The 20,613-nt window shown below is 61.8% G+C and carries 20 protein-coding genes; 11 read left to right on the top strand and 9 right to left on the bottom strand.

Annotation, left to right across the window (positions count from 1 at the left end; translation table 11 throughout):
* Positions 1-82: 82 nt before the first annotated feature.
* Positions 83-1,246, bottom strand: a complete 1,164-nt coding sequence (locus FFS45_RS32550; protein ID WP_137958752.1) for a porin — start codon at positions 1,244-1,246, stop codon at positions 83-85.
* A 305-nt stretch (positions 1,247-1,551) separates the two neighbouring features.
* On the opposite strand from FFS45_RS32550, the gene FFS45_RS32545 reads away from it, so the two are divergent.
* Genes FFS45_RS32545 through FFS45_RS32535 form a run of 3 tightly spaced genes read left to right on the top strand, consistent with a single transcriptional unit; the run spans position 1,552 to position 3,306 of the window.
* Positions 1,552-2,106, top strand: a complete 555-nt coding sequence (locus tag FFS45_RS32545) for a cytochrome b (protein ID WP_137958751.1) — start codon at positions 1,552-1,554, stop codon at positions 2,104-2,106.
* Positions 2,107-2,134: 28 nt separating this feature from the next.
* Complete coding sequence (locus FFS45_RS32540) at positions 2,135-2,695, top strand: YceI family protein (RefSeq protein ID WP_137958750.1); 561 nt, start codon at positions 2,135-2,137, stop codon at positions 2,693-2,695.
* 26 nt (positions 2,696-2,721) lie between these two features.
* The gene (locus FFS45_RS32535) at positions 2,722-3,306 is read left to right on the top strand and encodes a YceI family protein (protein ID WP_137958749.1); all 585 of its coding nucleotides are present in this window, start codon (positions 2,722-2,724) and stop codon (positions 3,304-3,306) included.
* Positions 3,307-3,456: 150 nt separating this feature from the next.
* Here the strand turns inward: FFS45_RS32535 and FFS45_RS32530 are convergent, their stop codons facing one another.
* The 4 genes from FFS45_RS32530 to gcvA all read right to left on the bottom strand — a co-directional run bounded on the left by FFS45_RS32530 (position 3,457) and on the right by gcvA (position 6,781).
* A complete protein-coding gene (locus FFS45_RS32530; protein ID WP_137958748.1) occupies positions 3,457-3,951 on the bottom strand; it encodes a cupin domain-containing protein in 495 nt (164 codons plus the stop codon).
* Positions 3,952-4,044: 93 nt separating this feature from the next.
* On the bottom strand, positions 4,045-5,241 hold the full coding sequence (locus FFS45_RS32525) for an aminotransferase class V-fold PLP-dependent enzyme (RefSeq protein ID WP_137958747.1): 1,197 nt from the start codon (positions 5,239-5,241) through the stop codon (positions 4,045-4,047).
* A 40-nt stretch (positions 5,242-5,281) separates the two neighbouring features.
* Complete coding sequence (locus tag FFS45_RS32520; RefSeq protein ID WP_137958746.1) at positions 5,282-5,755, bottom strand: RidA family protein; 474 nt, start codon at positions 5,753-5,755, stop codon at positions 5,282-5,284.
* A gap of 108 nt (positions 5,756-5,863) precedes the next feature.
* Positions 5,864-6,781, bottom strand: coding sequence for a transcriptional regulator GcvA (gcvA, locus tag FFS45_RS32515; protein ID WP_137958745.1), 918 nt, complete (start codon positions 6,779-6,781; stop codon positions 5,864-5,866).
* 173 nt (positions 6,782-6,954) lie between these two features.
* Here gcvA and FFS45_RS32510 point away from each other — a divergent pair, with 173 nt between their 5' ends.
* Positions 6,955-7,674, top strand: a complete 720-nt coding sequence (locus tag FFS45_RS32510; protein WP_137958744.1) for a YceH family protein — start codon at positions 6,955-6,957, stop codon at positions 7,672-7,674.
* An 11-nt stretch (positions 7,675-7,685) separates the two neighbouring features.
* Here FFS45_RS32510 and FFS45_RS32505 read toward each other — a convergent pair whose 3' ends face one another.
* Positions 7,686-7,970: a hypothetical protein gene (locus tag FFS45_RS32505; RefSeq protein WP_137958743.1), complete on the bottom strand. Its 285-nt coding sequence runs from the start codon at positions 7,968-7,970 to the stop codon at positions 7,686-7,688.
* A gap of 189 nt (positions 7,971-8,159) precedes the next feature.
* Here FFS45_RS32505 and FFS45_RS32500 point away from each other — a divergent pair, with 189 nt between their 5' ends.
* The 3 genes from FFS45_RS32500 to FFS45_RS32490 all read left to right on the top strand — a co-directional run bounded on the left by FFS45_RS32500 (position 8,160) and on the right by FFS45_RS32490 (position 10,790).
* A complete protein-coding gene (locus FFS45_RS32500; RefSeq protein ID WP_137958742.1) occupies positions 8,160-8,468 on the top strand; it encodes a putative quinol monooxygenase in 309 nt (102 codons plus the stop codon).
* Positions 8,468-9,628 carry an iron-containing alcohol dehydrogenase gene (locus FFS45_RS32495; RefSeq protein WP_137958741.1) on the top strand — a complete coding sequence of 387 codons (1,161 nt, stop codon included), beginning with the start codon at positions 8,468-8,470 and terminating at the stop codon, positions 9,626-9,628. Before FFS45_RS32500 ends, FFS45_RS32495 begins: the two co-directional genes overlap by 1 nt.
* Positions 9,629-9,731: 103 nt before the next feature.
* On the top strand, positions 9,732-10,790 hold the full coding sequence (locus FFS45_RS32490) for an endo alpha-1,4 polygalactosaminidase (protein WP_249363019.1): 1,059 nt from the start codon (positions 9,732-9,734) through the stop codon (positions 10,788-10,790).
* Positions 10,791-10,835: 45 nt separating this feature from the next.
* Here FFS45_RS32490 and FFS45_RS32485 read toward each other — a convergent pair whose 3' ends face one another.
* Together FFS45_RS32485 and FFS45_RS32480 are read right to left on the bottom strand one after the other, a co-directional pair.
* A complete protein-coding gene (locus tag FFS45_RS32485) occupies positions 10,836-11,645 on the bottom strand; it encodes a hypothetical protein (protein WP_137958739.1) in 810 nt (269 codons plus the stop codon).
* Positions 11,646-11,970: 325 nt separating this feature from the next.
* Positions 11,971-14,457 (bottom strand): penicillin acylase family protein, encoded by a 2,487-nt coding sequence (locus FFS45_RS32480; RefSeq protein ID WP_137958738.1) that lies wholly within the window; start codon positions 14,455-14,457, stop codon positions 11,971-11,973.
* A gap of 323 nt (positions 14,458-14,780) precedes the next feature.
* Between FFS45_RS32480 and FFS45_RS32475 the strand changes: the two genes are divergently transcribed.
* The 3 genes from FFS45_RS32475 to rsgA all read left to right on the top strand — a co-directional run bounded on the left by FFS45_RS32475 (position 14,781) and on the right by rsgA (position 18,727).
* The gene (locus tag FFS45_RS32475) at positions 14,781-15,347 is read left to right on the top strand and encodes a cysteine hydrolase family protein (RefSeq protein ID WP_137958737.1); all 567 of its coding nucleotides are present in this window, start codon (positions 14,781-14,783) and stop codon (positions 15,345-15,347) included.
* 121 nt (positions 15,348-15,468) lie between these two features.
* On the top strand, positions 15,469-17,346 hold the full coding sequence (locus FFS45_RS32470) for a type II CAAX endopeptidase family protein (RefSeq protein WP_137958736.1): 1,878 nt from the start codon (positions 15,469-15,471) through the stop codon (positions 17,344-17,346).
* A gap of 277 nt (positions 17,347-17,623) precedes the next feature.
* Positions 17,624-18,727, top strand: a complete 1,104-nt coding sequence (gene rsgA, locus FFS45_RS32465; RefSeq protein ID WP_137958735.1) for a ribosome small subunit-dependent GTPase A — start codon at positions 17,624-17,626, stop codon at positions 18,725-18,727.
* Positions 18,728-18,745: 18 nt separating this feature from the next.
* Here rsgA and FFS45_RS32460 read toward each other — a convergent pair whose 3' ends face one another.
* On the bottom strand, positions 18,746-19,636 hold the full coding sequence (locus tag FFS45_RS32460; protein WP_137958734.1) for a LysR family transcriptional regulator: 891 nt from the start codon (positions 19,634-19,636) through the stop codon (positions 18,746-18,748).
* Between the two features lie 98 nt (positions 19,637-19,734).
* On the opposite strand from FFS45_RS32460, the gene FFS45_RS32455 reads away from it, so the two are divergent.
* Positions 19,735-20,568: an SDR family oxidoreductase gene (locus FFS45_RS32455; protein ID WP_137958733.1), complete on the top strand. Its 834-nt coding sequence runs from the start codon at positions 19,735-19,737 to the stop codon at positions 20,566-20,568.
* Positions 20,569-20,613: the final 45 nt, after the last annotated feature.

Genomic DNA, 20,613 nt, shown 5'->3' with positions numbered 1-20,613 from the left:
TTCACGGTGGCAAACGTTTGCCGCACAGATGTAAGAAAGGCCGCGACTGGCGCGCGGCCTTTCTTGCTCAAGCGCGATGCGCCTAGAACTGGTGGCGCAGACCCACCGTCACAGCAACCTGCGTGGCGGTTGCCGAGGGCGACAGCGTGTTGATCGTTGCGTCGCCCAGCACCGAGCCGGCTGCCGCACCATGAGCGTGCTGATACACGCCTTCAAGGTAGACATCAGTCCGCTTGCTGAGCGTGTAGTCGGTCTGCAGCGTGAACTGATTCCACTCCGGCGAGGCGCTGGCGCCGCCGTTGCCATACGAACCGTCGGTGAAGGTGTAGGCGCCGGCGAGGCTCAGGCTCGGCGTCAGCGAATAACGCGCGTTCACTTCGTAGTTATCGAGGCGCAGGCCGCCGCCGAGGCTGACGTAACCGTCACCGCCGGCAAATACGCTCGACATGTTGTCGATCTGCGAGTGCGTCCACAGCAGGCCTACCGTTGCCGGGCCGAACGTGTAGTTGCCGCCCGTGCCCCAGATGCGCTGACGTTGCGCGACGAAGTCGGCGCTGCCGTCGCCGAGTGCGACGGCGCCGTTCTGGTTCGTGCCGCTCACGCCGCCGCCGGCGTTGTTGAGCTGCAGGTAACCTGCCGCCAGATTCAACGGGCCGTGCGCGTAGGTTGCGCCAAACCCATAGGCGCGGTTGTTCGCGAAGCCGCCGGCCTTGTTGCTGAAGGCGTACATGCCTTCGGCGGTGAAGCCGCCGTAGGTGTTGCTCGTGAACTTCACCGCGTTGTTGATGCTCATCGAGTCCGCAGCGAGGTTATCGTTGTTGAACGGATGCGCGGAGAGGTTGCCGCCGTAGCCGTTGCCGGCGGCCGAGATCGGACCCATCACGTCGTTGAACGTATCGAACTGGCGGCCGAGCAGCACGGTGCCGAACTGGTCGCTCTGCACACCGACATAAGCTTGCTCGCCGAAGGCATCACCTGAGTTATAGAGGCTGCCGTTATTCAGGTTGAAGCCGTTTTCCAGCTTGAAGATGGCGTGCAGGCCGCCGCCGAGGTCTTCGGAGCCCTTCAGGCCATACACCGTGTTTTCGGTGGCGGCACTGGTTTCCTGCCAACTGCTGTGACCGCCCTGGTTGCTCGCATACACGAGGCCGGTATCGATCACGCCATACAGGGTGACGCTGCTTTGCGCGTGTGCGGACAAGGCGAATGCCCCTGGCAGCGCGAGTGCCAGTAAAGACTTCTTCATGCTTTTATGCTCCATGACGTAGCGGGACTGCGAGAGTCAATCGTCCCGGACGGCTATGCGCTCGCATATGCCGTTGGGATGAGTTATAAGAACCGCGATGCTACGGTCTTCGAGATAAAAAGGTTATATAAAGTGAATACCGAGAGAATCTGACCGGACTGGCTGGCGATTAGTCATGCTGGGACAACGATCTGTTCTCTTTGAGTGTGCTATTCAGCAGGCATCCCCCCTCCTAGAATCTGTGCCTCATACCCGTTCGTCTCATGTGTGGACGAACTGCCCTCAAGCCGCCAGCCGAAATGACGATGACGACAGTTCCTCCGCTCCAGCAGCGATACAGTACGACTGCCATGAGCCTGCATTGGCTGATTGCATTGATGATCGTTGCCGGCTTTTATCTCGGTTGGATCATGACCGATATACCCGGCTTTACGCCCACCAAGCTCAAGTACTTTTCATGGCATAAATGGATTGGCGTAACGGTTTTCGCATTGGCCGTTATTCGCCTCGCGTGGCGTCTCACGCACCGCGCTCCGGCCTTGCCGCCGGGCATGGCTTCGCTGCAGAAGCTGGCGGCGGAAGCCGTGCACGTGATCCTGTACCTGCTGATGTTCGTGATTCCGGTCTCGGGCTATCTCTACAGCTCGGCGGCCGGCATTCAGGTGGTGTATCTGGGCATCGTGCCGCTGCCGACGCTGATCGGCCCGGACGCGACGCTCAAGGTGCTGCTGAAAACCATCCACATCTGGCTGAACTACAGCTTGCTCGCGCTGGTGAGCGCTCATGTGCTGGCGGCGCTCAAGCACCACTTCATCGATCGTGACGGATTGCTGGCCCGCATGATTCCCTTTCTCAAGTAGCCCCAGGCATACCGCAGATATCAACACTATGAAACTCTCTCTCCGTCAATGGATCGTGGCTGCCACGGCGATGTCCTCGCTGTTTTTTGGCGTGGCGCACGCACAGGTCGATACCGCTAAAAGCAAGGTGACCGCCACCTCGAAGCAGATGAACGTGCCTGTCGAAGGCACCTTCAAGAAGTTCACGGCGCAGCTCGATTTCGATCCGGCCAAGCCGGCCGCCGGTAGCGCCAAGCTGTCTATCGACACCGCGAGCTACGATCTCGGCGACGAAAGCTACAACGACCAGGTGCGCGGCAAGGAGTGGTTCAACAGCGCGCAGTTTCCGAGCGCGACGTTCGTCTCGAGCGCCATCGCGCCCGCCGGCGGTAACCAGTTCAAGGTCAGCGGCACGCTGACCATCAAGGGCAAGTCCGAGACCGTCACGGTGCCGGTGACGGTCGCCCAGCAAGGCGCAACGCAAACCTTCGACGGCAGCCTGCCGATCAAACGCAGCCAGTTCGATATCGGCACGGGCGAATGGAAGGACACCTCAGTGGTCGCTGACGACGTCGTGATCAAGTTTCATATTGTGGCAACCAAGAAATAATCCACACACCTACCAGGAGAATGACCTTGAAGAAACAGCTTTTGGCCGTAGCAGTCGCCGCACTGGCAGCCGGTGCAACGTTTAGCGCAATGGCAGCTGAAACCACCTACACGCTCGACCCGACCCACACGTCGCCGAGCTTCGAAGCCGACCACTTCGGTGGCGTCTCGATCTGGCGCGGCAAGTTCACGAAGGCCACCGGCACGGTGACGCTTGATCGTGAAGCGAAGACGGGTTCGCTCGAAGCCACGATCGACATGTCGTCGGTGGACATCGGCAACGATACGCTGGACACGGAACTGAAGAGCCCGAAGTTCTTCGACGCCACGCAATTCCCGACCGCTGTCTACAAGGGCACGTCGATCAAGTTCAAGGGTGACGTGCCGGTCGAAGTGATCGGTGAGCTGACCCTGCACGGCGTGACGAAGCCGCTGAACCTGAAGATCGAATCGTTCAAGTGCTTCCAGAACCCGATGCTCAAGCGCGAAGTCTGCGGCACGGAATCGACGGCGACGTTCGACCGCTCGGATTTCGGTGTCGACTTCGGCAAGACCTATGGCTTCAAGATGGCCACCGTCCTGCACATCCAGGCGGAAGGCGTGAAGCAGTAAGCGAGCATGGTCCCGCTACGCGATGGCGGGTTCGCTTTAAGAATGACGCCCCGGCGCTAACAGCGCGGGGGCGTTTTCGCATGAGCCTGGCGCTGCGCTTATCTGGATGCGCGTGGCCCAGTGCCGTGCAGCGAGCGGCCCTTTGTCCGGTTAAGACTTGCTGCCTGACGGCTTGCCGTCATGCGGACCCATCGGACGCGCCGGCCAATCGACCCAGCGGTCCGGGCGCGTCGCTTCATGGGCTTCGTTCATCGGATAGCGAATCCGGTTCTCCGGCTTTTCTGTCTCTCCAATCACCAGCAGGCGCACTTCCTGATCCGTGTTGTTGATGAAGGTATGGCAAATTCCGGTGCCCGCCGGAAACGCCACCGAGTCGCCCGGCTTCAGTGGATGCAGATGACCGTCGATCCACACATCGGGCGTGCCTTCAATCACAAACACGAACTCTTCCTCCGCGCTTTCCGCGTGCGGGTATGAGGTGCGGCGTCCGGGCAGCAAACGGCTGTGGTGAATGCCGATGCGCTGAAGCCCAAGCTTGCGGGCAAGCGGCGCGCCAATGCCGTGCAGTTCGGTGCTGTCCTTGTAGTGGGAATCGTCCGGGCCTTCCAGTTCGGTCCAGTGGCGGATGAACTCGGGTCGTTCCATTGAAGCCTCCTTGGGTCGGCCTGTATTGTGGGTCCGCCGCGTCTCGCCTTGCCCGGCTGCGCCAGCCCAGACGACGCGGCGTAAGCGACGATATTACTGCAGCAGCGACCGCAAGTCGCCCAGCATTTTGCCGATTTCCTCCTCGGTGGTCAGATAGCTGACGGAAACGCGGGCGATCTGGGTGAGGCCGCGGGCATTCATGTCGAGCGGGGTATAGCTGACCCCGTTGCTTCCGATCGTCACGCCCCGCGCGGCCAGTGCGCGCTGCAACGCGGCGGGCTCGTGGCCCGCCACGCTGAAGGACACCAGACCCGAACGTTCGCGCCCTTGGTCAAGTAGCGTCACGCCGTCGATCTGCGCGAGTTCGGCGCGCACCGTCTGCGCGACGGCGTCGATGCGGGCACGGATGTTCTCAACGCCGATCTCCAGCGCCTCCTGTAGCGCGCTGGCCAAACCGCAGCGCAGCGCCGGAGCGGCTTCCGACGGTTCGAGGCGAGCCGCGTCGGTCCGCAAAACGGGCTCGCCGCCGGCATCGAGCGGCGCCGTGTGAGTGTCGACAAATGCCGGTGTCAGGCGCTCCAGAAACGCCTGCCGCACGTACAGCAGTCCGGTGCCGCGTGGGCCGCGCAAGGCCTTGCGGCCCACTCCGCTCAAGATGTCGCAGCCGAGTTCGGTGACGTCGATGGGCATTTGCCCGACCGCCTGCGCGGCGTCGATGAAGTACGCGATGCCATGGCGGCGCGCGATCCGGCCGATCGCCGCCGCCGGATTGATGAGCCCGCCGTTGGCCGGCATCCAGGTCAGCGCAATCAGTCGTACCCGCTCGTCGAGCATCGCCTCTAGCGCTTCGGGGTCGACCGCGCCGCTGCTATCGGAAGGAATCGTTTCAATGGATGCGCCCGCGCGCCCGGCCGTCAGGCGCATGGTGGCCAGGTTGCCGCCCCACTCGTGACGCGCAACCAGAATCCGGTCGCCGGGCTGCCATGTGCCCAGCGCGGCGAACGCGCCGCCCCAGCCTTGGGAGTTGCCGTCTGTCAGCGCGATCTCCATGGGTTGAGCATTGAATAGCTGCGCGGCCAGCGCACGTGCATTCTCCGTTTGCGCGCGTGCTGCCACGCCGGCTTCCATGGGACCCATGGTGGCTTCGCGCCACAGATGGGCGCGGATTGCCTCGAGCGTTGCCGCGGACGGCAGCGAGGAGCCGGCGTGATTGAAGTGCGTGATGTGTTGCGTGCCCGGCGTCTGGGCGCGTAGCGCTTGCACGGTGGCGTCGGTAAGAGGGGCGGGCATTAGTGGCTCCAGTGATGCAGCGACGGTTCGGAACTACGGTTCAGGACTGTGTGAGCGAAACGACCGCTTCGACTTCCACGGCGACGCCTTGCGGCAGCGACGCAACGCCGACCGCGGCGCGCGCATGGCGGCCGGCGTCGCCGAATACCTGCACCATCAGATCCGATGCGCCATTCGCAATGGCGCTCTGGCGATTGAATTCCGGCGTGCTGGCGACGAAGACGCCGAGGCGCACGATACGCGCTACACGATCGAGCCGGTCGCCGGTGGCGGCGGCGATCTGCGAGAGGATGCCGAGCGCGGCGAGCCGTGCGGCCTGTACGCCATCCTCATCGGAGATCGTTTCGCCGAGACGGCCCACATAGGCAGCCTGACCGTTCTTGCGCGAGATCTGACCGGAAATATAAAGCAGCGAGCCGTCCTGCACGAACGGGACGTAGTTGGCGGCGGGGGCGGCAGCGGATTCGAGCGTGATGCCGAGCGTGGCAAGGTGGGCGGTGAGCGAGAGCGTCATGATGTGCGGGTCCTCACAGGACAGGTGGATAGACGTTCCATCCTATGGCCGCGGCCGTCCGCTGACCAATGAATTCTTGGGCGCTACGCATGAGCAGAACTAATGCGTTCAATCGAGCAAATCTGCCGCGGCGGTTTGCGCCAGCCAGCCGCGGAAGGCCGCCACGGCCTCGCTTTCTCCCGTCGCTGCGGGGGGCGTGACAAGCCACCAGCCGATGCGCGGATCGTCCAGCACGGCATCGGGCAGCGCCTGAACGAGTGCCCCGCTTGCCAGTTGCGCGGCGATCAGCCGGTGGCGCCCCATGGCGATGCCTTGCCCCGCGAGTGCCGCTTCGACGACGATGTTGTAGTCGTGCAGTTGCACTGTCTGGATGTGCTTGAGGTCCACGCCGAAGCGCGTCGCCCAGGCATGCCATTCGAACGGCAGTTTGGCATGCGAGGCGAGCAGAGGAAAGCGCAGCAGGTCCTGCGGCTTGCGCGGTCTCCGTGCACCGGCGAGCAGCGTGGGTGAGCACACCACCGAGAGCCGTTCGGACATGAGCTTGCGGGCACGCACACCGGGCCAGCCGCCGCGGCCGTAGCGGATTGCCATGTCCACTTCGCCGCCGGGGACGTCGGCGAGTGCAATGTCGGGCCGCAGTTGCAGTTCGATCTGCGGATGCGCGGCAGAAAACGCCTGCAGGCGAGGCGCGAGCCAGCGTGTCGCGAACGAAGCCAGTAGGCCCACCTTCAGCGTCACCCGTTGCGCTGCCGGTGCGCGCGTTTCCTCGGTGCCGGCGCGCAGCAGTTCGAACGCCGCGTGCACTTTGGCGAAGTAGGCTTCTCCGGCGGTGGTGAGCGCCACGGCACGTGTGCGCCGCTCGAACAGCGCGACGCCCAGCTCGCTTTCCAGCTTCTGGATGTGGTGGCTAATGGCGCTTTGCGTGACGAACAGTTCTTGCGCCGCCAGGCTGAAACTCAGGTGCCGTGCGGCCGCTTCGAAGGCGCGCAGGGTGATGAGGGGCGGCAAGGGGCGCGTGGAACGCATGGGATTTCGACAAAGGCGTTGGGGCAGTGCGTCATGCTACCCGTTGTTGAACGGCAGAGTGCGTTTTGCGGTGGCGGTCAATCTGTTTATCATGTGTGTCTTCGCCGGACACGTCCGTCCGGCTCACGATCAGGGTGGCCTTGCCAGGCGCTACCCTCTGCGAAGCCCCAGCTATGAATACCACTCCCGACACCACCGGCGCGGTTCCCCGCCCCGCCATGCGTTCACTGACGCCCATCGAAGCGCGTGTACTGGGCGTGCTGAGCGAGAAACAGCACACGGTACCCGATACGTATCCGCTCTCGCTTAACGCATTGACCGCCGGTTGCAACCAGAAGACCGCGCGCGCTCCCGTGATGAACGTGAGCGAGGCGGAAGTGCTTACCGCAATTGACGGCCTGAAACGCCTCTCGCTGGTGCTGGAAGGCAGCAGCAGCCGGGTGCCGCGCTTCGAACACAATATGAACCGTGTGTTGGGCATCCCGAGCCAGTCGGCCGCCTTGCTCACGGTACTGGTGCTGCGCGGCCCGCAGACTGCCGCTGAATTGCGCCTGAACACTTCGCGCTTGCACGACTTTGCCGACATCTCGTCGGTCGAAGTGTTTCTCGATGAACTGGCCGCGAACGACCCGCCGCGCGTGGTGAAGCTACCGCGCACGCCGGGCGAGCGCGAAAACCGCTGGACGCACTTGCTGTGCGGCGAAGTCAGCGTGAGCGAAGAGCCGGCGCGTGGTGTCGTGGAAGACACGGCGCCGTCGGCCGAGGTCGAGACGCTGAAGGCGGAAGTGAGGCGCCAAGGTGAGGAACTGGCGCGTCTTCAGGCGCTTGTCGAATATCTGGCCGCAGAGCTGGGCATCAGTCTCGACAAGTTCTCGCGCGAACCTGACGCTTAGGTCTGTGCTGCTCAGTTGCCCGGGAAGTCCGCAAACGGATTCCCCGTGTCCTTCGTTTCGGTGCTCAGGTTGTATTCGGCGCGTACGGCCTTGAGCACCGCGGCAATATCGCGCTCGAAGCCCGCGGCGTTGCCGAAGTGCTTCATGTCCCAGTTGCAGCCGGTTTTATCCGGCTCTTGCAACTGCGGCCGGGGCACGCGAATCTTCACACCGTCTTCGACGATTTCCTGAAGCCGATGCAGCCGCCGGTTTACTTCCTGCTGTAGCTGCGATGCGTTGAGAGTCTTGCGTATCATCGAAATCTCCAATCCCATGCAAGCGCAAGCCTGTACGAGATGCTTGCCTGTCCTGCCTATGTGAGTCTAGCGCATGCGAGCCATGGCGGACGTATGCCAACGCGTTATGCCAGGGCGCGGCGAACGTGGCGCCGATCTCATACAATGCAAATATGGAACGTTGAACGACTAACCTTGCTGGAGTGATCGATGTCCAAGGCTTATCTGCAGGTGATTGCACATTACTTCGCGCAACCCGGCAACGGCGACAAGATCGTCGCACCGTTGACGGAGCTTGCGGCGGCGACACGTACCGAGCCTAAAAATCTCTACTACGAGTTCTTCCGTTCACCGCTCGACCCCGACCACTTCGTCATTCTGGAAAAGTACTCCGATGCCAACGGCCTAGCCGAGCATCGCGACACCCCGCATTTCCAGAGGCTTGGTTTTGGCACCATCATTCCGTTGCTCGATCGCCGTGAGGTGACGAGCTACATGGTGCCGGAGGAGGCTGCGTGATGAACGCATTCCGGTTTCAAACCGTACCGACGCTCGTCGTCGAATATGGTGCAGCGCGGCGTCTCGGTAGTTTGCTGCGCGAGCAGTTTCCGGCGCTTACCCGTTTGTGTGTCGTCACGGATGATTTTCTGCACCGCAGCGGCCTGCTGGATCCTGCCTTGGCCGATCTTGCCGCGCACGGCTGGCAAGTGAGCGTGATCGACGACGTGATTGCCGATCCGCCTGAGCACATTGTGCTGGAGGCCACCTCGCTGGCGCGCGAAGCAGACGCGCAAATCGTGCTCGGCCTGGGCGGCGGCTCGTCGATGGACGTCGCAAAACTGCTGGCAGTGCTGGCGCCGCAGCAGCAACAGCCGTTAAGCGAGATGTACGGGGTGAACAAGGTTGAGGTCGCGCGCTTGCCGCTCGTGCAGATGCCGACCACCGCCGGCACCGGCTCCGAGGTCACCGCGGTCTCAATCGTCACGGTTGGCGAAGCGAAGAAGATGGGCGTCGTCGCGCCGCAACTGATTGCGGATCTGGCGATTCTCGACGCGGAGCTCACGCTCGCTCTGCCGTCGGCTGCGACGGCGGCTACCGGTATCGATGCGATGGTGCACGCGATTGAAGCGTACACGTCGGTGCGTTTGAAGAATCCGATCTCCGACATGCTGGCGGTGAAGGCGCTCGAACTGCTGTCGCGCAACCTGCTGGCGGCCTGCGAGAACGGCCAGAACCGTGCGGCGCGTGAGGCGATGCTGCTCGGCGCGACGTTCGCCGGTCAGGCCTTTGCCAACTCGCCGGTTGCCGCGGTGCACGCATTGGCCTATCCGGTCGGCGGTATCTATCATGTGCCGCATGGTCTTTCCAACGCGCTCGTGCTGCCACACGTGCTGCGCTTCAACGCGGAAGCGGCGGCTCACTTGTACGCAGAACTCGCCGGCGTAGTGGTGCCGGCGGCCACCGGCAGTGACGCGAGCCGCACCCATGCGCTAATCGAGCAGATCGAGCGCTTGATTGCCGCGACCGGCATTCCTGCCACCCTAAGCGCGGTGGGCATCGAACGCAGCGGTCTGGAGCGCATGGCAAGCGACGCGATGCTGCAGACGCGTTTGCTGGTCAACAACCCGCGGGTGGTTTCCGAAGCCGACGCACTGGCTATCTACACAGCGGCGTTCTGATTCGCCCGAGATGGCAGGGTTGGCGCCGTGCGCTGCCGGAGCTGTATCGCGCGTCGGCCCGCTGCGCATGCTACGCTCCTGGAAAATCCAGAATAGCCAATCCATGCGCTCATTACTCTCTCGCTCTATCCTCGCGGCCGCGTTCCTTGTAGCGTCATTGTTGGGAGCCTGTGGCGGGGGTGGCGGCCAGGCCTCCGCGTCCAGCAGCTCCAGCAATTCCGGCAACTCCAGCAGCACTCCGGCCAGCAGCAGTGCGATCACCCTTTCGGGGTCGACCAGCGTGCCGGTTGCCGCCGCGCGCAATCTGCCTGCCTCGGCGGTATGGGCTGTGTACTACGGTACCGCGGCCCAGACCAATATTGACCAGCTCGCGTCGAGTTTCAACGTGATCGTCATCGATGCGGACCCGGGCACCGGCACGCCCAACTTCACGGCCGCGCAGATCAGCGCGCTCAAAGCGCACGGGGCGAAAGTGCTCAGCTATCTGAACGTTGGCGCTTGCGAAACCTGGCGTACCTACTGGACAACCGTGCCTTCCGGCTTCGTCTCCTGCGGTGCGAATCAGGCCGCGCAATTAGGCCAGTACAGCGGCTACCCGAACGAGTACTGGATGAACGTCGGGAACGCGGATTATCAGAACCTGATCGTGAACTACGTCGCACCGCGGCTTGCCGCGACCGGCGTGGATGGCTTCATGCTGGATAACTTTGAAATTGTCGGCCACGCTGCGAACGCGGCTCAAGGACCCTGCAATGCCGCCTGCCAGCAAGGCGGTCTGGACCTCGTCGCGCAGTTGCGCACGGAATTCCCGAATGCGCCGATCGTCCTGAATGCAGCACCCACCTCGGCTATCAGCGGTTCGAGCGGTGGCGTATCGTTCCCGATGCTCGTGGATGGCGACTTTGCGGAGCAGGTGTTCCTGCCCTCACTCGACAGTTCGCTGCTGCAAACGCTGCAGTCGTGGAAGAGCACCGAGGCAAAGTTGCCGCGTAGTGCGTTCTTTACCGGATCGCTGGACTACGTCAGCAGTTGCTCGGATAGCACGGATGCGCAAGGCGACTGGAATGCCAGCATTGCCGCCGGGCTGAGTCCTTCGGTCGCGACTTCGGCGCTCAATCAGGTGTGCTGGTGGTCGTTCTTGCCGGCTGTCCCGGCAAATTGAGCGTGCCGGTTTGAACGGGGCGCAGCGGAGCTTCCGAGTCCGCGCTTACCCCTGACCTTGTTCGACGTGCCTGCCCGCGGCGAGAATCCGGGTTCGCTCGACCGGCGCGGTTCTGTCTGCCGGCCAGAAGTAAAGCACCCGGCCCTTGTCGCCCGGCCGCTTTCTGCCGTCGTGAGGTGCTTCGCTTTCGGCCGCAGTGAAGTTCAGGTTGGTCAGATCGTGCCGGCCGAGCGCCTCGAAGATGCTCGACGCAAGCCACGCAGGCATGAATTCGCTCCGCTTGGCGAACCCGCATAGCAGCGCGCACAGAGCAAAAAGGACGAACGGCGAGCCGGCGAGGACGATCAGGAAGATGGTCAGATCCCACGAACTGTTGAGCGTGAGTTCGCCCACGTTGACCAATAGCATCGGGATCATCGTTACCCAGAACAGCAGTCTGGCGACCCACCACAGATGGTCCATGAGTTGCGCGAAGCCGTTTTTGCAGCCTGCATAGATCGACATCGCGGTCTGATCCTTTCTCGCGACGGCCAGTAAGGAGCCTCGTTCGTCGACGACCGCGGTGACATCATCCCCTTCGTTAAAGCAGAGACCGCTCAGCATGGTCCGGTAGTTGATACCGTCAATGGTGATGTCCATCAGGTAAGGTTGGTCGGCCTGGGGTTCAAACTCCGCGGATTGTGAAGGCCCGATGTTGGTGGTCTGATCGATCTGCCTGGAAATGCGCATTAGATAACGACGCTGCCAGTTATTCATTATTGATTTGGCGCTATTTGTATTTAATGCAAATAGAATAGGCGCAAAGGCTTTGACTGGCGTGCCGGTAGGCATTTGCGGAACAGCAAGAAGGTCCACTGGGACCTGCTCCACGGTACTGATTTTCCCATGTATGACGCATAACTGATCGGACATCACTCAAGCCTTTTCCGGAATGCAATGACAGATGTGGGCTAGCGCTGCGACGCGTTATCTCTTCTCGCGAACCGGAAGTTTAGCTGAAACCTTGTATATGAATGTAGTGTTATGTCATCGAAAGCGCATTAAAAGTAAAATTAATGCGTTTTATATTTATTGAATAAGATGGCTAAAGAGTGAAGTTAAAAAATGTGTGGATCAATTCGACGCCCGGACCTGTGCGGGCGCGAAGCCGGGCGTAGCACCGATCACCCACACAGTCTGTTCAGCGGACCGGCGGCGCCAGTTCAAGCCGATGCAGCGTTGCTCCCGGCAAGAAGGGGGCCGGCGCGCCGTGTACCCAGGTTTCGTGCCCGAGCAGAAAATACGGCGACAAAGGATGAGCAGATTGCCCGCCCGGCATCTCGAACAGGCCGTCCTGTTCGCGTCCCGGCGAAACGACCATGCGTTCGGATGCGCCGAACGAAGAGGCTTGCACGCGCGGCATGTTGAAGTCGCCCGCGAGCGGATCGGGCGGCGCACTGAGCCACGTGTGCAGCCACGGCAACCAGGCCGGCACGATTCGCGCGAACGGATGCTCGATCTCCGCACGGTTGCGATCGCCCCAGCGCGCGTCAGCGAGCGCCACGCCCGGCGGCAACTGTGCAATGGCGTGGTCGATGCGTTCGAGCATGAATGCGCGCCAGTTGTCGATGTTATCGGGCACCCATGCCTGATGCGCGGCAAGCGCTTCCATCACCGCGTCATAGCGGGAACTTGCAGAGCGAAAGTTGGGCGGGACGCCGGTCGCAGTGTTATTGACGCTTGCTGCGAGTTCCTTGTCGAGCTTGCCGAACCAGGCGTCGTAGAGCGAAAAGTAGAACGCCCGCACGAGACGGTAGCCGACCGCGTCGGCATCGGCGCGGCCGTTCCATGCGATCACGAGGCGGCGGAATTCGGCACGTTGCGGATGATCGCGTACCGCATCGGCGTCGAGCACCGAGAGCGAGAGGCGGCGCCAACTGTCGATCCACAGCGCGCGGTCGTCGGTCTGGATAGCGAGCATGTCGTGTTCGCTGGCTTTCGGCAGCGCCAGCAGATCGTCACGGATCTGCGATGCGCGTGCGCCGACATCAGCGCCTGCGTCACCCAGCAGCGCTGCTTCGTTGTCAGGCAGCGTATGGTTGTTCGCGGTCCACAGACGTCCGAGCGGTGGATCGATTCGCACCGGATACGCTTGCGGCGCAAGGTAGCCTTGCCAGCCCTGATAGGTGGACGAATCGAAAGGCAGATCCTCGTACGAACCGCTTGATGCGCCTGCGCCCGTGCTCCAGCGCGGCAGCGGTCCGGCAAGAGTCCAGCCGATGTTGCCGTGCGCGTCCGCGACGGTGAAGTTCTGCGTTGGAATTCCGCTGGTTTGTGCGATATGCAGTGCGTCTTCGACGTTCGTTGCTTCTTCGAGCCGCTGCAGGTTGACGTTGACTGCCTGAGGATCGTGCGCGACCCAGCGTAGCGCGTAGGCGTGCGAGCCGACCGTGATCTGCGGACCCCATTGCGTTTCCGCAACCGGTAGATCGACCGGTTTGCCACCCTTGACGTCGATGCGTTCGTGATAGAGCGTCGCGCGTTGCCAGCCTCCGCCGGGAACCCGGTATTGCAGCGGGTCGGCGGGATTGCGCTGGAGTTCGATCAGGTCGATGAACCGGCCATAGCTGTTCGTAAAGCCCCAGGCAACCTGACCGTTGCTGCCGACAATAACAAGCGGCGTCCCCGGCAAGCTGACGCCGCTCACTCGCCGCGGTTGACCGTCCGGACCGCTCCATTTCAGCGAGAGCCGGTACCAGAGGTTGGGCAGCGAGAGCCCAAGGTGCATATCGCTTGCGAGGAGTGCGCCGCCGTTTGCGCTGTGTGCGGCGTCCACCGTCCAGCCGTTGCTGCCGATCATGGAGTTGCCTTCCATGAGGTCGCTTGCGGCGAATTCGGTTTCTTGCCCTTGTGTGGGGATGCTGGCGGATTTCGCTGTCTGCAGCCAGTCGGGGCGTGTGACCGGTGGCGCCGGAAGGTCGACCGCAGGTGGCTTGGCGACGTCGAACGGCGCGTCCCAGTGGCTCCTGACGGGGAGCAGGAACGCGAACAGATCGGCCGGCACATGCTCGCGCAACGCGGCGCGCGAGAGGATGCGGATCGCCTCGTGCGATTGCAGATCGAAATACATCGCGTAGACCACGAGGAAAGTGTCCTCGGGACGCCAGGCGAGCGGTTGTGTGCGCAGGGCCCAGTACTCGAACGGGCGCGAATTCAGTGCGGCTAGTCCGTCGTTGACACCGGCTGTGTAGCTGTTCAGCAGGGCGCGCTGGTCGGTGGGAAGCGCAGCGACCAGCATCCGCGCGCGTTCGCGGAAGCGGTTAGGCCGGTTGCGGCGATCGAGGTCGAGCGCGGCCGGGCCGATCAGCGCGGCCATTTCGCCGGCTGCGACGCGGCGCAGCAGGTCCATCTGGAAGAAGCGGTCCTGCGCGTGAACGAAGCCGGTCGCGTAAGCCACGTCTGTCCGGTTCTTGCCCGTCAGCGTGGGAACGCCTCGCGAATCGCGTTCGATTGAGACGGAAGCAGACAATGCCGGTGCGGCGCGCGCACCGTCGAGTTGCGGCAGGCTGGCACGCAGCGTCATCCAGCATGCCAGCACCAGCGCGGCCACGATGACGGCGATGGCGCATAGCACGCGGATCAACCAGTAAGACCTTGGTCTTCTAACGGAGAAGCTCGGGCGAGTCATCGTCGATCAGGGATGTCGTGGTTGCGGCCTTAGGTGGCATGCGATTTCGGCCGGGGCGGGTATGAACATAGCACGGGTGGGTGTGGGTGCGTCTAGCCGAGCGGTGCGAAGTGTGAATCTTTGCTCGAAAGTCACTTCGCCGCCCGCAATCTTCCGCGACGGCTATGCGTGCCAGCCCTCACAACAGGCGCTTCGCTTGCGTTGCGCGACACCTGACAGATCCACCACGTCATACCAAAAAAGTCGCTTATACTGCCCGGCAATAAGACATGTGATATCTAGCTGTATCTCTTGCCGCGCCTCAACTCAGGAAGGCTTAGCGTATGTGGACGTTTTCGGCTCATGGGGCCGTGCTTCTTCTAATTGATTTGCAGAAGGCGATTGACCATCCGGATTGGGGAGTACGAAACAATCTGATGGCCGAGGTCAACATTGGCCGACTCTTGAAGCACTGGCGCGCCGCGAAATGGCCTGTCTGGCATGTACGCCACGATTCCGTCGAACCAGGCTCGCACTACCGCCCTGGGCAACCCGGAAACGAATTCAAACCGGAAGTAGCACCGCTGTCCGGAGAGACGGTGATCCCGAAGCACACCAACAACGCCTTCATTGGTACCGGACTCGAAGAACGTTTGCGCGCAGGGGGACATACGGCGCTCGTGGTCGTTGGGGTGATCACGAATAACTCGGTCGAAGCGACGGTTCGCATGGCGGGCAATCTCGGCTTCGATACGTATCTTGTCGAGGATGGTTGTTTCACATTCGGCCGCGTGGATTGGGAAGGCCGGATGCGAAGCGCCGACGAAGTTCACGCCATGTCGCTTGCAAACCTGGATGGGGAATATTGCACGGTTGTCTCGGCCGATGAATTGTTAGGCGATGCGAATTAGCAATTGACCTGTTCTCGTGCATAAAGGCAGCACGTCACACCACGGAGCAACGACGGTCTTACGCAAGGTTCTAGCGAGAGGTTTAGTCGCTCTGGTTCTTGGCGTCTTGCCTTAAGATGACATGACGGGGCCATCCATCGCTCATGTCATTGACCATTCCAAAAAAACGCCTGCCATGCTTTTAAGAATCCTGAAGATCCTCGTCATTGCTGCGTGGGCCGTGCTGATGCTTGATCCCGTAAGTGCCGCGGCACCAACCGGATGGGCCAGCGAAGATCTGCGTCTTCCCGAGCGCATGAACGATGTGGTGATCAACGGAGAAAAGACCGCTTACGAGAATGTGCTCAACGCTTACCGTGACGCCCTGGCAAGGTATCCCGCGGACGCCGGACTTGCCCTGGCGCAGTGCAAATTCATCGAACGCTTTGCTGAATCGGACGATTTGAGCTGGGCCGATGTTGCGTCGAGGGATTTCGCGGCCTGTCAGTCGGCGCTTGAAAAGCAGTTTTCGTCCGATCCAGAAGCCACGCTGTTCGTGCTTGAGAATCGCTTCGGCAAGCCGGCGATCGACTTTGGCGAGCCCCTGCTCAAATCCTCAAACAACTGGTCTGCAACTCAACGGGCGCGTTTGCATGCTGCGCTCTCGCGCAATTACAGCTTCGCAAAGAATGACACGCGGGCGGGGCAGGAGGCGGTGCTTGCGGTGGAACTGGATCCGGCAAATGCAAGTCTGGTCGAAGCAATGCGTTACCTGGTGAAGACAGGACACGCGCAGGACGCGGCTAGACTGCTCGCCGCGGCGCCGGTTCCCAAATTGCTCTGGCAGGAGACTGCCCGAATCCGTGCCGCGACCGAGTTGCTGCGCGGGACCGAAGCGATTGATGAATTGCATCGCGCTCAACGCGCCGGGCTCAAGATCGACGCTTACACAACGGCGCGCGCGCTTCAGCACGTCGGCGACTCGGCAGGCGCCGAAGCGGTATTAGCCACTGACGCTGCTTCGCACAAGCTTGAGTCCCCGCAGAATCAGCAACTGCGGCTCGAAGTAGCCTTCGATTCGGGCAACGCGAAAGCTGCGGCTGACGTCATTCACGACCAGTACGTTAAAACCGGCAAAGCTGCAGGATTTATCGGCGCGTACGCGCACCTTCTGAATCTCGATCCCGCACTCGTCGGCCGTCTGGATCTGCTTCCGCTCGCGTTCGGTCTGCTGGCGGCGATCGCGTTGGTTGCGGCTTGCCCCGGATTACTCCTGTTTCCCGCGCACTATCGTGGGACAGTACGTCAACGGATCGGCAAAGTCTCCGTTCCCCTCTTCGGCAGAATCGGCTTGCGCCACGCGTGGCTAGCGCTCGCCATCTATTTCGTTTTGCTCTACCTGGTCACGATATTTCATGCGGGTACGGCACTGATTTCCCCGACCGGAAGCGGCGCAGCGCGGATCGACTGGCAGAGCCGCCTGGCTGCGGCCTATCTGTGGGCGCTCCTGTTCTGCGCGCTTGGGCTGGCCTGGGTCGCCAGATTGCTCGACTGGCGTGACTGGCTGGGTAGCGGTTCATGGAAACTGAAATGGTTCGTCATACCGGCGGGATTGCTCGCCGTCCAACTGCTCGCGAGCGGCTTGCTGCACCATCCGGCGGCGACCAAAGCGGCACCTACCGTATGGGCGGTCGCACTCGTTCATGGCACTGTGGCGATCGGTGGGATACCACTCGCGCTGCTCGTGTTGTCCGTGCTTGTGCCGGTCATGGAGGAACTGGTGTTCCGCGGTTGTCTGCTGGGCGGCTTGTCACGCCACATGAGCTTCGGCTGGTCCAACGTTTTACAGGCGGCGCTATTTGCGGGCTTGCATCAAGATAGCCAGCACCTTGTTTTTCTGTTTGCCACGGGAGTGATTGCAGGATGGCTGGTCCGGAAAACTAAAGGGCTTTCCATGTCGATCCTGATGCATGGGCTTATCAATGCAACCTTTGTGTTTTCGGTGCTTTCTTTGGGCTAGGTAAATCACAGGGGCGAGCGAAACGCTCGCCGCAGACGCATCGCCGAAATACAACGCCCCCTAACCGGCTCTTTCGTTCTCGGTTATGATGAGCGGCCTCACATACGTGAGACCTGCTCGATAGTTCTGTACCAGCGCCAGCGTCCCACCCCGCCTGGCGTTGCGTGTTTGTTTCAGCTTTAGGGTGCCCCATTGCAATCAGGAGGTTTGGATATGAAAGATCTTGTCACCACAGCTTCAGGCGACTTTCTTCTAAATTCCTCTATGCATTGGGACCATGACCAAGCTCGAATCCAATCAGCATCAAAACACCACTTCTGCATCTCTTAGTCTTCAGTCTTTAGACACGCTAGGCTTTAGCGAACACTTCGCTGGACAAGCCGCGCAATACGGCATCGGCCAACCCTACCGCGTAACCGAGGACTTCGGTCTGCGCTTCGTCGTCTGCGGCGAGGCACAAGGGAAATTGCAGCACTTCAACCTGACCTTTGCCAGAAAGAGCGATCGAGCGCCGATCATCGGCGACTGGATTCTCGGCATTCCAACGAATACTGGCGAAGTCGAATTTATCGACATCCTCGAACGCACCAGTTGCTTCCAACGCAGCAACGGCGAAGACCGTGTGCAACCATTAGCCGCTAACGTAGACAAGCTCTTTATCGTCACCTCATGCACAGACGAATTCAATCTGTCGCGGCTTGAGCGCTTTCTCTTGCTAGCGCGAGCTAACCGCATCGCACCGGTCCTCGTCTTGAACAAGGCCGATCTGGCGCCCGACATCAACACGTACCTCGCCCAGTTCGCCGAGCTCGGCTCCGGCATTGCCGTGTGCGTGCTGAGCACGTTCACCGAACAGGGCGTGACGCAACTTCATGACATGATCGCGCGGCATGAAACCTGCGTTTTCGTCGGATCATCGGGAGTAGGGAAGAGTTCTATCGTGAACGCTTTGACCGGTTCGCATCGGCAGCTAACGCTGGGTGTCAGCGCCAAAGGGGCGCGCGGCTCGCATACCACCACCAGCCGTTCGTTGTTCATGCTGCCAGGACATGGCGTGATTATCGACACGCCAGGCATTCGCAGTGTGGGTGTGGCGGCCAGCGCAGACAGTTTGAGCGACGCCTTTGAGGACGTAGCCCATCTGATGACCCAGTGCGCGTTTCGCAACTGCCGGCATAACGGCGAGGCAGGCTGCGCCGTCGCGCAAGCGGTCGACGATGGCCGCTTGACGCTCAGGCGGTTGAACTCGTACAAGAAGTTGCAGCGCGAAGCGGAGTTCTTCGAAGACAAAACCGCAGCGATACGGCGTCAGCGCGACGAGGGTAAGCAGCGGGCGGCACGGCGCGGCAGCCGCGAGCGATTTGAGCGGGACCCGAAATGAGGGATGCCAAAGCCGAAATCAGCCGCACTCCTTTAGCACTTCTATAAAAGCGCGCAACCCAGCGGGGACGTGACGATGGCCCGGATAGTAAAGGTAGAGGCCGGGGATGACGGGACACCAGTCATCCAATACCGTGACTAGCCGGCCGTCGTCGAGCCACGCGCGTGCGGCGGTTTCCGGAACGTAGGCAATGCCCAGGCCGTCTGCTGCCGCTTCGATCATCAGTCCATTGTGGTCAAGCGTCAGCACGCCGGGCACATTCACGACGGCCTCTTGCCCTTGTTTGGCGAATTCCCAGCGGTAAAGCTTGCCGCTGGGCAGGCGATGGCGGATACAGCGATGCTGCGCAAGATCGTCCGGCGTCACGGGTGCGGGCCGCTCGGCAAGGTAGGACGGCGCGGCAACGGCAACAAAGCGAAAATCCTCACTGATTCGCACCGCCACCATGTCTTGCGGCAACGATTCGCCAAGCCTTACGCCGGCATCAAAACCCTGTTCGACGATATCAACGAGGCGGCCCTCCGCGACCAGATCGAGCGCCACACCCGGATAGCGGGCCAGGAAACGCGGCACTACCGTTTTCAGGAGCAAACGCACTGCGTTTTCATTGGCATTGATGCGCAACGTGCCGGTAGGCGGACCACCGGCATCGGCAACCGTGTCGAGTGCTTCGTCGAGATCGCGCAGCAGCGGTGTGAGCCGTTTGAGCAACTGCTCACCCGCTTCGGTGAGGGACACGCTGCGCGTGGTGCGATTCAGCAGGCGCACGCCCAGAGCAAGCTCCAGACCGCGCATGGCGTGACTCAGCGATGAGCGCGTGACTCCAAGTGCGTCGGCCGCGCCGCGGAAACTGCGGTGGCTGGCGACGGCAGAAAATGCGGTGAGATCGGCGAGGGTGGGTTTGGCCATTGGTGAAGTTTTTTCACGTGGTCATACAAACTATAGTGGCTTATCGCACCAATGGCGCGCTCCTACAATGATTTTTCAATCATTCGGGAGAGCGTGCGATGACAAAGAACTGGTTTATTACCGGCACCTCCAGTGGACTTGGCCGGCTGTTGGCCGAGCGTTTGCTGGCGCGTGGCGACCGCGTCGCCGCCACCGTGCGCAATGCCGCAGCGCTGGACGATCTGAGCGGGCGGTATGGCGAGCGCTTGCACACCCTGACGCTCGACGTGACCGACGCCAACGCGGTACGCGAGGCGGTTGGCCGCGCATTCGAAGCCATGGGCCGTATCGACGTGGTGGTGAGTAACGCTGGCTACGGGTTGTTCGGCGCGGCCGAGGAGGTCACGGACGAGCAGATCGACAGGCAGATCGCGACGAACCTGACCGGCTCGATCCAGCTCATTCGCGCTGCGTTACCTTATCTGCGAGAGCAAGGCGGTGGCCGGATCGTGCAGGTTTCGTCGGAAGGCGGACAGACTGTCTATCCCGGCTTCAGTCTGTACCACGCAACCAAGTGGGGCATCGAGGGGTTCGTCGAAGCGGTGGCTCTCGAGGTCGCGCCGTTTGGAATCGACTTCGTCATCGTCGAACCCGGACCCACCGGGACGAGCTTCCGCACCAATCTGCTCAGCCCGGAACCGCTGCCTGTTTATGACGCCACGCCCGTCGGGGAGATCAGGCGGCGCATCAATGGCGACGCATTCCCGCGCCTCGGCGACGCGGGCAAGACGGTCGATGCGATGATCGTCGCAGCCGATGCGGACCGGCCAGCGCGGCGTCTGACGCTCGGCAGCACGGCCTACCAGTCGATCAGCAAGGCGCTCGCTGGCCGTCTGGCTGAACTCGAAGCGCAGAAGAGCGTGGCCTTGGCGGCTGACGTCTCAGATAGTTGAGCGCCGCCACGCCACCACGCCACCACGCCACCACGCCACCAACAC

This window comes from Burkholderia sp. 4M9327F10 (genome assembly GCF_005503145.1).
In the GTDB taxonomy this organism is placed as follows: Bacteria; Pseudomonadota; Gammaproteobacteria; order Burkholderiales; family Burkholderiaceae; genus Paraburkholderia.
Note: the sequence above shows the minus strand (reverse complement) of the source record. Positions and strands in the feature narration are given on the sequence as shown.